General features: G+C 52.9%; 12 protein-coding genes. 10 read left to right on the top strand and 2 right to left on the bottom strand.

Features of this window, described 5'->3' with window-relative positions; translation table 11 throughout:
• From NTX59_01165 to NTX59_01130, 8 genes are all read left to right on the top strand, one after another.
• A partial coding sequence (locus tag NTX59_01165) for a tetratricopeptide repeat protein (GenBank protein ID MCX5784279.1) occupies positions 1-1183 on the top strand: 1183 nt, incomplete at its 5' end.
• Between the two features lie 31 nt (positions 1184-1214).
• The gene (locus NTX59_01160) at positions 1215-1868 is read left to right on the top strand and encodes a cytochrome c biogenesis protein ResB (GenBank protein MCX5784278.1); all 654 of its coding nucleotides are present in this window, start codon (positions 1215-1217) and stop codon (positions 1866-1868) included.
• A 2-nt stretch (positions 1869-1870) separates the two neighbouring features.
• Positions 1871-2635, top strand: a complete 765-nt coding sequence (ccsA, locus tag NTX59_01155) for a cytochrome c biogenesis protein CcsA (protein MCX5784277.1) — start codon at positions 1871-1873, stop codon at positions 2633-2635.
• 214 nt (positions 2636-2849) lie between these two features.
• Complete coding sequence (locus NTX59_01150) at positions 2850-4268, top strand: alpha/beta hydrolase (GenBank protein ID MCX5784276.1); 1419 nt, start codon at positions 2850-2852, stop codon at positions 4266-4268.
• A gap of 121 nt (positions 4269-4389) precedes the next feature.
• Positions 4390-4698, top strand: a complete 309-nt coding sequence (locus tag NTX59_01145; protein ID MCX5784275.1) for a nucleotidyltransferase domain-containing protein — start codon at positions 4390-4392, stop codon at positions 4696-4698.
• Positions 4699-4708: 10 nt separating this feature from the next.
• Complete coding sequence (locus tag NTX59_01140; GenBank protein MCX5784274.1) at positions 4709-5785, top strand: winged helix DNA-binding domain-containing protein; 1077 nt, start codon at positions 4709-4711, stop codon at positions 5783-5785.
• Positions 5782-6354 (top strand): GNAT family protein, encoded by a 573-nt coding sequence (locus NTX59_01135; protein MCX5784273.1) that lies wholly within the window; start codon positions 5782-5784, stop codon positions 6352-6354. The genes NTX59_01140 and NTX59_01135 overlap by 4 nt, the downstream gene beginning before the upstream one ends.
• Before the next feature lie 131 nt (positions 6355-6485).
• Entirely contained in the window at positions 6486-8237 is a 1752-nt protein-coding gene (locus NTX59_01130; protein ID MCX5784272.1) for a tetratricopeptide repeat protein, read from the top strand.
• 106 nt (positions 8238-8343) lie between these two features.
• Here NTX59_01130 and NTX59_01125 read toward each other — a convergent pair whose 3' ends face one another.
• Positions 8344-9300: a C1 family peptidase gene (locus NTX59_01125; protein MCX5784271.1), complete on the bottom strand. Its 957-nt coding sequence runs from the start codon at positions 9298-9300 to the stop codon at positions 8344-8346.
• Positions 9301-9413: 113 nt separating this feature from the next.
• On the opposite strand from NTX59_01125, the gene NTX59_01120 reads away from it, so the two are divergent.
• Both NTX59_01120 and glgB read left to right on the top strand, forming a co-directional pair.
• On the top strand, positions 9414-10352 hold the full coding sequence (locus tag NTX59_01120) for a hypothetical protein (protein MCX5784270.1): 939 nt from the start codon (positions 9414-9416) through the stop codon (positions 10350-10352).
• Between the two features lie 148 nt (positions 10353-10500).
• Positions 10501-12408, top strand: a complete 1908-nt coding sequence (gene glgB, locus NTX59_01115; protein ID MCX5784269.1) for a 1,4-alpha-glucan branching protein GlgB — start codon at positions 10501-10503, stop codon at positions 12406-12408.
• Between the two features lie 228 nt (positions 12409-12636).
• Here the strand turns inward: glgB and NTX59_01110 are convergent, their stop codons facing one another.
• A complete protein-coding gene (locus tag NTX59_01110) occupies positions 12637-14460 on the bottom strand; it encodes a tetratricopeptide repeat protein (GenBank protein ID MCX5784268.1) in 1824 nt (607 codons plus the stop codon).
• Positions 14461-14685: the final 225 nt, after the last annotated feature.

The raw sequence follows: 14685 nt of genomic DNA, 5'->3' as shown, positions 1-14685 counted from the left end.
CAATAAGGTGCTGCTGAGCGATAAAGACGCCGCGGAATTTCTCAAAGAGGGGAAGACTTTCCTGTTCGACCTCTACCGGATCCCGTTCAACGGCGGAAAAGGCGGGGAGGCGAAACCGCTTGCGGGCGCCTCCGGCAACGGGATGAGCAACTACTTCGCGAGATATTCCCCCGACGGAAAATGGATAGTGTTCTGTAAAGCCGGAAGTTTCATGCTGCTGCAGCCTGACAGCCAGCTCTACATTATGCCCGCGGCCGGAGGCGGGGCCCGGAAGATGCAATGCAACAGGGCGCTTATGAATTCCTGGCACAGCTGGTCGCCCAACGGGAAATGGCTGGTGTTCTCTTCCAAGGCCAACGGCCCGTACACGCAGCTTTTCCTCACCCATATTGACGAACAGGGCAACGATACGCCCCCCGTCCTTCTGGAGCGGTTAACCTCGCCGGACCGGGCCGCCAATATCCCGGAATTCGTTAATGCCGGGTCCGGCGCGCTAAAAACAATCCATGAACAGTTCATTGATGACGTGTCTTTCGCAAGAGCCGCTAAACAATTCCTCTTCGCCAATGATTATACCAGCGCGGTGCAGGCGGCCCGCAAGTCCGTGTCTATAAATCCTAAAAACGCCTACGCGCATCTTATGATGGGGGAAGCGCTGCAAAAACAGGATAAGTTGGAGGAGGCTGCCGTACAATTTACTGAAGCGGTTAGAATAGGCCCTACTGATTTTATGGCTCACAATGAGCTGGGTCTTGTTTTAACAACGCAGGCCATGCGCGCCGAAGAGCTCCTACGCGCTAAAGAACAATTCGGGCCCGCTCCGGACTCAGTGAAAATAAGGACGCAAAACGCGGCTATGTATAAGGAAGCTCTCTTTCATCTTGAGGAAGCGATCAGATTAAATCCGAACTATGCTGAAGCGCATAACAATCTGGGGTTTACCCTGATAGCGCAGGGCGAACTAAAAAAAGCCCTGCCGCCGCTTACCGAGGCAATTAGATTGAAGCCGGACTATGCGCAAGCATATAATAACTTAGGGTGCGCCCTGGGACAACTGGGAAAACTTGATGAAGCCATTGCGTATTTTCAGAAAACACTGACACTGGATTCGAACTTCCCGGAAGCGCGCAATAACTTAACCCAGACTCTGCAACAAAAGAGAAAGCAAAAATCACAGCCATAAAAACTTGAATATTTGAAGGGTTATACGCTAAATGATATTTGAAATCCCTGTTTTAGCCGCGCTGGTGCTATTCATGCTTGCGGGAGCGATCCCCGTGGACGGCGGTGCCCAAACCGTTATCTTCAAAACGCCGGTCTTTGTTATTCTGGCGATACTCCTCGGACTGTCACTTTTGATACGCTCCTTAAGGCTGAAGTTCAAATTACGCCATGCCCCCGTACATGCGGCCCATCTGGGCGCGATACTTATCCTGATCGGTTCGGGGGTTTCAGCCATAAAAGAGGTCAAGTCCTCTTTTGAACTGCCGGCAGATGAAAGATATACGGTCAGCGAATTTGCTTTTAAGGATAAAGGGATCGTCAGCCTGGGTTTCAGCCTGGCATTGAAAAAATTGGAAATAGCCCGCGATAATACTGGGCAGTACAAAGCGACATTGCGCTTCATTATTCCCGGCAGCCCGGCCGTTGAGCGGGAAATGCTGCTGAATAAACCGGCTAGTTTTAACGGCTGGCGTTTTTACCTGACATCATTCGATCCGCAGTCGCTCGGTTATGCGGGGATCACGGTGCGCAGGGATCCGGGGAGAAGGATAGTCATAGTCGGAATGCTTATTCTTACGCTCGCTATAGCGATAATATTTTATTTCGGTTTGCCGGAAAATATGATTAACCGCGGCGAAAAATGACAATGAACGATCTTCTTATAACCTCACTCGGCTTTTATCTTTTTTCCTTCGCTTTCCTCGGAAAAAGGCGCGTCAGTATGGCGCTTTTCCTGTCAGGCTCGCTTCTGGATCTGTCCGCCATTTTATATAACTGGAGGCTCTCCGGCAGTCCGCCGCTGGGTAATCTCCCCCAGGTAATGATGGTTTTAAGCGCCTGCTTCCTGCCTTTGTATCTGGTGATCATTATGCGCAAAAAGATGTATCGGTTAGCCGGCTATTTTACCTTCGCGGCGGCGTTACCGGTCATTGTTGCGGTTTTTATGGAAAGAAATGAAGGCTGGCGCTTATCCCCCGCTCTTCGATCAGTATGGTTTATCCCGCACGTTATCTCGTATATGCTTTCTTATGCCGCGGCAACTATCGCATTCCTGCTGAGTGCGGCCGCTTTCTTCAACAAAAGACTCCAGAGACTTCCAGAGGCGGATGAATGCGATAAAGTATCCTGCCATATACTTAGATTTGCGTTCCCGCTGATGACTTTCGGGTTGTTTTCAGGGGCGCTTTGGGCTGACCAGATCTGGGCCGGTTACTGGTCGTGGGACCCCAAAGAAACCTGGTCACTGATCACCTGGCTGCTTTATGTCATTTATTTCCGCTGTAAGATGACGCTGCCGCCGCGAAAATATACCGGCGTTGCGCATGTGTGCGCTTTTCTTGCGCTGCTTACGACATTTTTGCTGGTCAATTTGATGCCAAAGCTGCATAGCCCGCTGCATTCTTACAGGTAGAAATTAGCAGAATAATAAGTCCGGAGCGGCTGGAAGATATTAAATAGCCGCTTAATCAGGAGCTTGGCGGCTATTATAAGTCCGACATCCGGCGGCAGAAAGAACTCCGGACGGAGCTTGTGTCAAGGCAAAAACACTGAAATCCGCGGGTAAAAAATAAACGGCCTCCCCCGTCATTATGAGAAAAATACCGATATTTTTTACGGGCATGTTTATGTTTGTTGTTGCATTTGCGGGAAACACGAAGAGGGAAACCGCGTTTGACCGCAAAGTGCATATTGAAAAAGGAATAATTAAAGAAGTCCTCCATATACCGCCGCTTTGCGATATAATTCCCGGATTAAAACGGGAAAAAATAGATATAGACGACGGAAAACTTTATTATGAGGAAGAAGGCAGTGGCCCGGCGCTTTTGCTTATAAGCGGCGGCCCCGGCTGCACACACCACATATTCCACCCTTACTTTTCAAAGGCCAAAGACTTCGCACGGGTCATTTATTTTGACCAGCGCGGCACTGGGCAGTCGGATTATGATGATTCAACGGCAAAATACAGCATACGGCAGGCTGTGCGCGATATTGAAGCTTTAAGAAAAAAACTGAGCATAAATAAATGGCTTGTGCTGGGGCACTCATACGGCGGCTTTCTGGCTCAGTGCTATGTGCTGGAATATCCCGGCAATGTCGCGGGACTTATTCTTGTCACCGCTTCGCCCGGCATGGCTGAACCTTATTTTGAAAAATCACGACAGCACGATTTAATATCCAAAGAGGAGCGGGATAAAATGGCGGCCATAAGTGAAGAGAAAAATATATCGTCCGAAGCGCGCATATATAACAACCTTTTAAACGGCGATTGGAAAAAGCAGGATTACTATAAACCTTCCAAAGAAGAAATGGCAAGGATTGTATTATACGAATGGAGACCATCGCAGAGCTTTAACTCAGCAATGGCAATGGATGCGCGCAGGATAGATCTGACAGGCAAGTTTAAGGACTTTGAAATACCGACTCTCCTTGTGGAATCAGAAAATGACCTTACCTGGGATGAAAAGAAACCAGAAATACTCAAAGCCAATCATCCCGGCGCTGAAATGGTCGTTTTTGAAAAATCCGCACACTCGCCTTTTGCGGACGAGCCGGAAAAATTTTTTAAAGTTTTGCGGGACTTCACGGCCAGGTCGGCAAAAAATTCTGAAAACCTGTATGTCCGGTCCGGCAGCCGCATGACATGGCCCCCGGAGATAATCGGAAAAATTGAAGGCCGCCCGCTTGAATTTGATGAGCAGGTTCCCGCCTTGTTTGAGGAGGCTAAAAAAACTGTGATGACGGACATTGCCGCCTGGGAACATCTGGGAATAATGCTTTACGGCGGCAAATACTACAATAAAGCGTTGTTCGCATTTCAAAACACCGGGAAATGCGCTGAGCCCCAAAATGCGAACTGGAAAGCGCTGACATGGCAGGGCCTGATTTTGGACCTGTTACATAAGAGAGACGAGGCCGTTGCCTGTTATAAGGCCGCGCTTGCCGTCTGCCCCGACCGCTCGGCAAAGTACGACCAGTACAACCTGAAATTTAACAAACAATGGCTGGAGGAACGTATAAAAATCCCTTACTCACGCCAAAACTAAAAATTAAAAGTCATACATGTTAAAAAATCGCGGCAATGCGGCTTGCGGGCCAGGTTTTGCTTGCTATGGCGGCGGGCATTTGCTAGAAAATTAGAAAGGGCGTATAAAGGAAAATATAACTATGATCGATTTAAAACCGAATTATCTTCGAAAGGTGAAGGGGATACTTGCCGGGCATGTGCGGGAATTCGATGTGCTGGTCTATGGCGCAAGGGTAGAGGGTACGGCTAAGACGCATTCATACCTGGACCTTGTGGTAATGACGGATCACCCGCTTGTCGCGTCGCGGCTTGACAGCCTTTCAGCGGCGTTTGCCGCCGCGGGCCTGCCTTTCAGGGTTGAGATAGTAGACTGGGCGGTTATCGGCAAGTCTTTCCGCAAAGAGATCAAAAAAAACGGCGTCCTCATCCAGCGCTTTCCGGCAAAATAGCGGGGTTTTCATGACTACGGAAAAGTTGCGGCGATTACGCAGCTACGCGATAGCCAACTCATTGTTCAAGCCGGTCACGCTGCAGGCCGCGATCCGCAGGCTGGGATTCGTGCAGGCCGATCCTATCCGCGCGCCGGCGCGGGCGCAGGATCTGATACTGCGCCACAGGGTCAGGGGGTATCGCGCCGGCGACCTCGAGCGGCGGTATCCGGCGCTCGACATTGAAGAGGACTATTTATACGCTTACGGCTTTGTGTCGCGGGAAACATGGCGGCTGCTGCATCCGCGGCAAGCGGCGGAATTGAACGCTCTGGAAAGAAAGATCCTGGAAAAGGTGCGTGAAACAGGAGAAACGCATCCCGCGCAGCTGGAAAAACATTTCGGAAGCAGGCGCGTAATAAACGCCTGGGGCGGAAATTCCAAAGCGACCACACACGCGCTTGACAACCTGCACTATCGCGGCTTCCTTCGGATCGCCCGGCGCGAGAACGGTATACGGATCTATGCGGCGGCGACGCCGCGCTCCGAACAGCTGCCTCCGGCTGAGCGTCTGCGAAAGCGCGTTCTTGCGGTCGTAAATATTCTCGCGCCTGTTCCTGAAAAAACGCTTCAAACTTTAACGGCGCCGCTGCTGCGCCGCTCTTTTCCCGGCTTCGGCGGCGCGTGCGCGGTGTTGTCGGGCATGGTGAGAACCGGGGAACTCAGGGAAGAAACGGCGGACGGTCTCAATTACTTTCTTCCGCCGGTCAAAATGCCGGCTTTGGCGGCGCCGGGGCGCGTGCGTTTTCTTGCTCCTTTTGACCCATTGGTATGGGACAGGAGGCGGTTCGAGCATTTTTGGAAATGGCCCTATCGATTCGAGGCGTACACGCCGTCCGCCAAAAGGCTGCGCGGCTATTACGCCATGCCGCTCTTGTGGGGCGACAGCGTTATCGGCTGGGCGAACGCGCGCGTCGCCGGAAAACGTCTGAATGTGGAGCTGGGATTCATAGCGAAACGCCCCGGCGATAAAAATTTCCGTTCAGAACTGGAATCGGAAATCGGCCGTCTGGAGACATTCCTGAATTTGCGGGCGGAGGCGGGATGAAAGGGATAGAGTTAAAGACCGGAAGGTTGTTGCTGAGGACCGTGCGGCCTTCCGATGCCGAGGTTATTTTCGGATACCGGTCCAGGCCGGAGGTAAGTAAATATCAGGGGTCAATGAAGAGCCTGCGGCATACTCGCCGCCTCATAGAGCTCACCGCCGGCTTAAAGCCGGACACTCCCCTGACCTGGTATCAGCTCGCCGTGCTGGAAAAAGAGAGCGGCAGGCTGATAGGGGATATGGCGATCCATTTCAAGGATAAGGAAAATCAGCAGGCGGAGTTGGGATATACCCTTGCTCCGGAATACCAGGGGAAAGGCTATGCCACGGAAGCGGTCGCCTGCGTGATCGATTATTTATTTCTGGAACTGCATAAACACAGGATCACGGCTTCGGTGGACCCGCGGAACAAGAAATCTGTAAAATTGCTGGAGCGCATCGGGATGAGGAAAGAAGGCTGTTTTAACAAAAGCTTCTGGACCGGCAAGATCTGGGCTGACGACGCGGTCTACGCGGTACTGAAAGAAGAGTGGCCGAAGAAGTGCGGCAGGGAATATAACAGCCGGCCTTGAGACGGCGCCTGCGCAGTATTGTAATATAGTCTTTGAAGCGCCATTACAGCATCATAAGGAAGGGTTCCGGAGGGGGCGGGCACACTGGCAGCTTTATTTTTATTTGTGTGCCAGGTCTGATTTTTTAAACGATGAGAAAGATATTAACCGCAGGAAAGGCCCCGCTTATAGCGCTGATCGTGGCGGCCGGACTCGCCTCTTTTGCCGGCACGCTGCGTCTCGGCTTCATCTGGGACGACCCGCAGATGATAGTCGCCAACGTAAACATACGCAGCTGGTCGCCGGCGAACCTCAGACACCATTTCACCAGCGACGTGTTCAACCAGGGGCTGGACTATTACCGCCCTCTGCAATCCGTCTCCAACGCCGTGGACTTCACCGTCTGGAAACTAAACCCTTTCGGCTATCACCTGACCAACCTGTTTTTCCACCTGCTGAATTCCTGCCTGGTTTTTCTGCTGGCGCTTGAACTCGGATTTTCCGCGGTCGTCGCGTTTATAGCCTCGGCGCTGTTCGCCTCGAACCCCGCCGTAGTGGAGCAACTGATAGTGATAGCCGGAAGAGCGGAGGTTATGACGCTCTCTTTTTCCCTGTTGTCCGTTCTTTTGTTCCTGAAAAAAGGCCGCCTGCGCTACGCGCTCTCGCTCGTTTGTTTCGCGCTGGCTATGCTTTCCAAGGAATCCGGCGTCATAACGCCGGCGCTGACCGCGCTGGCCCTGTTCGCCAGGCGGGAGAACAGGAGAGAATATCTTAAACTTATCCCCTTTCTCGCCATGGTCCCCCCGTATCTGTATCTGAGGGAATACGCCGTGGGATTTTCGGTGCTGAAATCCGACGGCATAGCTTGGACCGCCGCGGCCACGCTCTTGAAACTCCCCAAGATCATATTCCTGTACCTCGGCAATTCGCTGGTGCCGTTCAATCTGCATTCGCATCATATGCAGCCGGATTTCGGGGCGGGAGCGTCTTTTTATTTTCTGGCTCTTTACGCCGCCATCGCGGCGGCGTTGCTGCGCAGGCACCGCCTGTCGCTTTTTCTGGCGGGCTGGTATCTGGCCGCGCTGGCCCCGAAATTGCCCATCCTCATAAGCACAAGAAACGATTATATGCTTGACCACTGGGTGTATCCCTGCAACTTCGCGCTGTTTCTTGGAGTAGCCCTGCTGTACGAAAAAGCCGCCTGTCGCGGCGCCGCCGCAAAAAAAACCGCCGCCGCCGCGGTCTGCGCGCTGCTGCTTTTTTACGTGTACGAAGGAAATCTTAACACCGCTTTGCGCGGCTCAAGCATAAAAATTTACGAGCATGCCCTGAAACATACCGTGTCCTATCAGGCCATGCACAATCTCGCGCGGGAATACTATCTGCTGGGGGATTATAAAAAAGCGCTGGGGCTGCTGATACCGGTGGTAAGGCGGGAGCCGACCGAAATACACCTGAACAGCCTTGCGCTTGTGCTGGCGAGGCTCGGCCGCCTTAAGGAAGCCGGGGAAATACTGGACGCCGAACTCAGCAGCGGGAATCCCTTAAAAGAAACTTTTTACAACAGGGCGGCGGTGTATGAACATTCCGGCGATCCGGACAAAGCAGCGCTCGTCCTTGAAGATGCGCTTAAAAAATATCCCGACTACACCAATGCCATGGATTATCTCGCGGAATTTAAACTGATAGCCGGGAAAAAAGCGGATGCCGGAGATCTTTACCTGAAAGCCCTGTCTCTGGACCCTTACGATCCGCGGGCGCTCACCTCGCTCGGAACGCTGGCGGCCGAAAAGGGGAACCTGAGGGAGGCCGAAGCAAAGTGGAAAAAAGCCCTAGTGACGGACCCGTCAAACGCCGCCGCCATAGCAAACCTGAAAAGGCTGGGGGAAAAAGTGGGGAGATAACACTCATTTCTGCCGGTTGAATTCGCAAAAATTATTTGAGGCGGGGTTAAAAACAGCGGCGGAAGGCAAATGCCTTCCGCCGCTGCGTCATTGTGCAGGTGACAGTTTAAAAGTCGAAGTAAGCGGCCTCTTCCGCCACGGCATTGCATCTCTTTCCGGCTGCGTCGGTCATTTTGGTGCGCATATAGCCATTCTCACCCCACGACTTGCCCCAGCTGTTGCGCAGGATCCAGATGCCTTTGCCGGGGGGGAGGTTGCCGTTTGCGTCGAACGCGGCGCCCTCGTTGTCCCAACCCACGATGTTGATCATGTGGTCCAATTCGCCTGAGGTGCAGGCATTGTAAATGCCGCCGCTGTAATTTTCCCAACTGCCGGCCGCCGCCGCTACGCCGATCGATACGGGGCTGCCGGTGGTGGCCATATAAGCTTCTATCTCCTGCACGGTCGTGCCCTGGCCTTTTTCACCGAACATGTGCCAGCCGGTTATATGCGCGGCGAGCGGGAGCGCGACCGGGCATTTGCCGGAGCCTTGTTTGTAGGGACAGGCGCTCCAGAGCGGCTGTCCGCCGGGTTCCACGAAGTCGTTCGCCGAATCAAAGTAGCCGCCTTTGCAGCCCGCGGCCTCGGTAGAATTGTCAACCAGCCATTCCTGGGAAAGCCGGCCGGGATCTTTTCCGGCAAGCGCGTGTCCGTCGCGATGGGTGGCCGTAAGGCTGAAGGCCCAGCAGCTTCCGCAATAGCCCTGATTCTCTATCTGCGTCAGATTCGCGCGCAGATCTAAAACGCCCGGGATCTGCACATTGCGGTACTGGAACTTCTGCCAATAGATCGCTGGAAGGTCCTTTTTTATAAGTCCTTTCGCGTGGACCTTCCTTTCGGAAGCTGATTGGAAAGTGTCCGAGAGACCCCTGGGGAAGCCGGGCATCTCAAACTTGACCTGAAGTGTGTCTATGATGCCTTTAACGTCCATTCCCTGGTTGAAATCCGCCTGTTCCGCGGCCACAGCCCGCACACCGAAGAGTGACGCGCCGGCCGTTATTGCTATGAGCCATTTCTTGAACATTTTTGCCTCCGTTAAGCTGCAGTATCCACAAAGGTTCTTCTTTAGTGTATAATACAAAAAAAGGATTTGCAATTTGTATAATAAAATCCAGACAGTCCTGTCCGGGATTTGCGATGATAAAGTTTTTTGCCCCTGTGTTGTTTTTTTTCTCCGCCGGCAATTGCGCGGCGGAACAGCCGTTCGCGCTTGAAAACATCAGCCTGGACTATATCGGAGGCATATCTCTTGCTCCGGCCGGCGGGCAAATCGCCCCGATCCCTGCGCGCGAATCTTCACAGCCGGCAGAGCGGTACTTTAACGCCTATATCCTGAAAGCTGTGGACTTTCTTAACGCCAGGTACTCGCTCCTCGGCTACGATATCCACTCGGTCCTTACGCACGACATCCGCTATCACACTTACGGCACTATCCCGGCCACACACGCGCCGCGCACCATGTGCGTGGCCGCCCAGATGGAGATCATTCTTACCGCCTATCAGCTCTACGCGCAGGAGACGGGGGACTACTCCATTTATGACTACCTTCCAATTACAAGCTTTGAGGGTTTGAGCGTAACCGACCTCAAGGGGCATATCTGGGTGAACCCGCAGTTCAAATCTTACGGCACCGCGGACGCCCTCATCAATTTCGGCATGGGCGAGAGGACGGCGTTTGATAAACTGAAACCGGGCTCATTCATCAATATCAACCGCACCACCGGCACCGGGCATGCCGTCACGTTCATCGGCTATATAAACCTTAAAGGAGAGATCCAGCCTGAGTACAATTCAAGCGTCGTCGGTTTCAAATATTTTTCTTCCCAGGGCGGGGCCGCCGCCGGCGCCGGCGGTTTTGACTACCGCTACGCCGTTTTCGACCAGTTCGGCTGTCCGGATATGCCGTACAAGCGCGATTGCAGCGTTATCTATTCGGCCGACCAGAAAATGCTGACCACGGGCACCATGCTCAACCCAAAGCTCTGGAAACGCCTGACGACAGAGCCGGACGGGCCCCCGCCTGAAGACACTGTTCTAAATGAAAAATTTTTTGACGGGATCACTACTGACGATTGATCTTCCGCCGGCTGACCTGGCCCCCGGCTTAGCTCTGAAGTCTGAAGCGCTGAAGAGCTGAAGTTTAAAAGCTTGTAAATTCTTCCTTCAGCGCTTCAAAGCTTCTAGCGCTTCAGCGCTGACTTGACCAAGCGGATAAAATAAGACCATGAAAAAACTTGAGAGCGGCGCGCAATCGCTTACCGATCAGGATATTTACCTCTTTAACGAGGGTAATCATGTGCGGCTGTATGAAAAGTTCGGCGCGCATCCGGTGATTGGCGGACCGGTTGAGGGAACCCGCTTCGCGGTCTGGGCGCCCAACGCTATGGCGGTTTACGTGATGGGCGACTTCAACGGCTGGAACAAAACACGGGACGCTTTGAAAGAGAGGGCCAGTTCCGGCATATGGGAAGGCTTTATCGCGGGAGTCAAACAGGGCTGCAATTATAAATACCACATTGTTTCAAAATACGCCGGCTTTCACGGGGAAAAAGCGGATCCGCTGGCGTTCACTTCCGAAGTCCCTCCAAAAACCGCGTCCGTGGTCTGGTCGCTTGATTACGGCTGGAATGACAGCCAATGGATGGAAACCCGGGGCCGGGCCAACGGCCTGAAAAGCCCCGTTTCTATCTATGAGGTACATCCGGGTTCCTGGCGGCGCGTTCCCGAAGAGGGAAACAGGCCGCTCACCTACCGGGAAATGGCGGCGCAGTTGCCGGCGTACGTGAAACAGATGGGTTTTACGCATGTGGAGCTGATGCCCGTTACCGAACACCCTTTTTACGGGTCATGGGGTTATCAGACCATCGGGTATTTTTCTCCCACCAGCCGTTACGGCAGCCCCCAGGACCTGATGTACCTGATAGACCAGCTTCACCGGAACGGCATCGGCGTTATACTTGACTGGGTGCCCGCGCATTTCCCGGCAGACGCGCACGGCCTTGAATATTTTGACGGCACGCATCTCTATGAACACGCCGATCCCAAACAGGGCGTGCATCCGGATTGGAACAGCTCCATTTTCAACTTCGGGCGCAACGAGGTGCGCAGTTTCCTGCTCAGCAGCGCCCTGTTCTGGCTGGACAGGTATCACGTTGACGGGCTGCGGGTTGACGCGGTGGCGTCCATGCTGTACCTGGATTACTCGCGCAAGCCCGGCGAGTGGATACCGAACCGCCACGGCGGGAACGAAAACCTGGAAGCTATCGCTTTCCTGCAGCAATTCAACCGCGTCGTTTATAAGAATTACCCGGACGTACAGACCTACGCCGAGGAATCCACCGCCTGGCCGGGGGTTTCGCGCCCGACCTATATCGGCGGGCTGGGCTTCGGAATGAAGTGGGATATGGGCTGGATGCATGACACGCTCCAGTATTTGTCCAAAGACCCGGTGTACCGGAAGTACCATCATAACGCCCTCACCTTCCGCATGCTCTACGCGTTCGGCGAGAATTTTGTCCTGCCCCTGTCTCATGACGAAGTGGCCCACGGCAAAAGATCGCTGCTGGATAAAATGGCCGGCGATGTATGGCAAAAATTCGCGAATTTAAGGCTTTTATACGGGACCATGTTCGCCCAGCCGGGGCAAAAACTTCTTTTTATGGGCGGCGAGTTCGCGCAATGGACCGAGTGGGACCACGAACGGAGCCTGGACTGGCACTTAACGGAATTCAAGCCCCACTCCGGAATGCAGAACTGGGTTAAAGATCTCAACCTTCTTTATCGGGCCGAGCCCGCGCTCTACGAACTTAGCTGCAACCCCGCCGGATTTGAATGGGTCGACGCGAATGATTCACAGCAAAGCGTGCTGGCTTTTCTGCGCAAAGGCGCGGGCGAGGGGGACATGATCCTGGCGGCCTGCAATTTCACGTCCGTGCCGCGGTTCAATTACCGGATCGGCGTGCCGCGCGGCGGTTTCTGGAAAGAAATCCTTAACAGCGACGCCGCGGCTTATTGGGGGAGCGGAATGGGGAACCTGGGCGGCGCAAACGCCGAACCTTTCGCCTCGCACGGGCGTCCTTATTCCCTCAGAGTGACGCTGCCTCCCCTTTCCATCGTGTTTTTTAAGTTGTAGCGGAGGGCGGACGGCTTTAACCTAAATCCTGCAGTTCAAGGTTATTCTCATTTAAAAACATAAGGAATAAAAATATGCAGGATTCCCCGCTTTGCGGGTCGCAAATCAAGCGCATTGCGCGCAGAATTTGCGAAGGTGTATGCCGCGCGAAGCGCACCTGAGCGCCGCGAAGGGAAAGTTTCAACTGAAACTTTCAGGTTAATGCGGGAGCAGGTTTATAAATACGATTTATTGTCCGCGGCTATGGCTTTTCTGTTTTACCTTCAAAGCTGTGTTCAGGTTTGTTCGGGCAGTCGCGTAATTCGGGAGAATTTTAAGGGCTTCACGGAAATGTTGTATAGCCTCATCCATCCTGCCGGAGTAAGCCAGAGTCATGCCCCAGTTATTATGAACCGGCGCCAGGTCCGGCTTAAGCCGCAATGCTTCGCGGTAATGCGCTATAGCTTCCTCGGTTTTGCCCTGAGCGCTTAAAGCAAGTCCCCAGTTATTATGAACTTCCACATCGTCCGGCTTGAGCCGCAATGCTTCGCGATAATGCGCGACAGCCTCGTCCACTTTACCCTGAGCGCTTAAGGCAAGCCCCAATTGATCGTGTGTTTCCGCCAGGTACGGGTTCAACCGCAATGCCTCCCTGTACTCCAAAACAGCTTGTTCAAACTTCCCCTGTTTGGCCAACGCGATGCCGAGATTATTGTGAGCATCTGGATAAGCGGGATTAAGTTTCAATGCTTCCTGATAATGCTCTATGGCATGGGTTAAGTCGCCCTTCATCGCCAGTTCAAGGCCGAAATTGCACTGGGTCAGGTGATACTCCGGTGAATGTGTCACGGCGTTGTTCCAGAAATTGTATGAATTCTTAAAGTTGGCGCTGTAGAAAACGTTAATAACGGAAAATAAAACCAGTATCAGTCCCGCAAGGAACGTGCCCGGGTTTTTGCCGAAAACAAGGTTTTTTACCGCGTTTGTCTCAAGCAGCAGAAGGATAAACCCCAGAGCCGGCACATACATTCTGTGCTCTATGAAATCGGCCGGCAGATCGGAATTAGGCCGCAGAAAGCCGGGCAGCAGGAAAAGCAGAAACCATAACAATCCGAAAGCCGCGCGCTTCCTGTCCGCATTTTTTGAACAATATAAAAGCATGAAAATAAGAGCCGATGCGATATATCCGTAAATCGGGGTGTTATCGCGCAAAATCGGAAGAACGGAAAGATTGAACGGGAATAAAAACTTGCCTGTGTACAGCATAACGGCGGGCAGATTCGTGAAAAAAGACCGTAACATATACTCCGGCGCGTATTGGACAGGATGCAGGAAAGCCGCTTTACGGAGAATAAACCATCCGCAGGCTGCCGCTGTCCACCCGATAAAAACCGGCAGGTTGCGCGGTTCGAAAATACGTTTCCGCGCAATCAGAAGCATGTACAAAGGGCATAAGACGAGCAAAACCAGAGCGGTCTCTTTTGTGAGCAGGGCGAGTAAAAAAAACAAAAGATGCAGCGCCAGATGGAGGGTTTTTCTCTGCGCGGCGTAATCGATGAAGAAGATGAAAGCCGGAAGGATGAAAAGCGCCAGCAGGGAGTCGTTCCTGCCCGGGATCCAGGCGACCGCCTGGCACAGGGCCGGATGAACGGCGAAAAAAGCCGAACATAAGAACGACGGGAACCGTGCGCAGCCGAGCCGGCGCAGAAGGACCAGGAGCAGGCATGAAGAGGCGGAATGTATCAATATGTTGGTGAGGTGATAAGCCCATGGCGCCGTGCCGCCGAACCGGGCGTCTATCATCAGCGATATGGTCATCAGCGGCCTGTAATAAAATTCGTTCGCCGCGCCAAAAACATCCCGCTGGAAAGCCTTAAAAAAGTTGGAGAGATCTCCCAGAAAGTGAAAATTATCAAGGATCAGGTTATTGTCGTCAAGATATGAGAAACCAAAAAAAACCGCATGCGCGTAAACGACGCTTATCAACAGCAAAAGGCACACATAAGGCGTTAAACCCGTAAAAAAACGGCTTTCAGCCGGTGCGTCGGAAATATTATTGCGGATCGTAAACATCGTCTTTGTTCTGCGGGAAAAAAGAGCGGTTGTCGCGGGTTCTCCCGCGCCTGAAACTTCCGATGCCTGCCAAAAGGTCGCGCGAACAAGCCCCCACCGCTATATGATACAAAAAGTTATGCCGCCAAAAAATCTTTTGGGAAGTTTCTGGGGATCGCCATAAAAAATGCGGGAGGGGAAAATGTGATAAAATAATTTCTTTCACCGCGGAAAAAGGGGATCGGA

The organism is Elusimicrobiota bacterium (assembly GCA_026388155.1).
Taxonomy (GTDB): Bacteria; Elusimicrobiota; Elusimicrobia; order Elusimicrobiales; family UBA9959; genus UBA9634.
This window is presented reverse-complemented; position numbering and strand designations above follow the sequence as displayed.

Coding starts and splice junctions, on each gene's coding strand:
- NTX59_01160 (MCX5784278.1), top strand. CDS start 1,215: ATGATATTTGAAATCCCTGTTTTAGCCGCGCTGGTGCTATTCATGCTT.
- ccsA (MCX5784277.1), top strand. CDS start 1,871: ATGAACGATCTTCTTATAACCTCACTCGGCTTTTATCTTTTTTCCTTC.
- NTX59_01150 (MCX5784276.1), top strand. CDS start 2,850: ATGTTTGTTGTTGCATTTGCGGGAAACACGAAGAGGGAAACCGCGTTT.
- NTX59_01145 (MCX5784275.1), top strand. CDS start 4,390: ATGATCGATTTAAAACCGAATTATCTTCGAAAGGTGAAGGGGATACTT.
- NTX59_01140 (MCX5784274.1), top strand. CDS start 4,709: ATGACTACGGAAAAGTTGCGGCGATTACGCAGCTACGCGATAGCCAAC.
- NTX59_01135 (MCX5784273.1), top strand. CDS start 5,782: ATGAAAGGGATAGAGTTAAAGACCGGAAGGTTGTTGCTGAGGACCGTG.
- NTX59_01130 (MCX5784272.1), top strand. CDS start 6,486: ATGAGAAAGATATTAACCGCAGGAAAGGCCCCGCTTATAGCGCTGATC.
- NTX59_01125 (MCX5784271.1), bottom strand. CDS start 9,300: ATGTTCAAGAAATGGCTCATAGCAATAACGGCCGGCGCGTCACTCTTC.
- NTX59_01120 (MCX5784270.1), top strand. CDS start 9,414: ATGATAAAGTTTTTTGCCCCTGTGTTGTTTTTTTTCTCCGCCGGCAAT.
- glgB (MCX5784269.1), top strand. CDS start 10,501: ATGAAAAAACTTGAGAGCGGCGCGCAATCGCTTACCGATCAGGATATT.
- NTX59_01110 (MCX5784268.1), bottom strand. CDS start 14,460: ATGTTTACGATCCGCAATAATATTTCCGACGCACCGGCTGAAAGCCGT.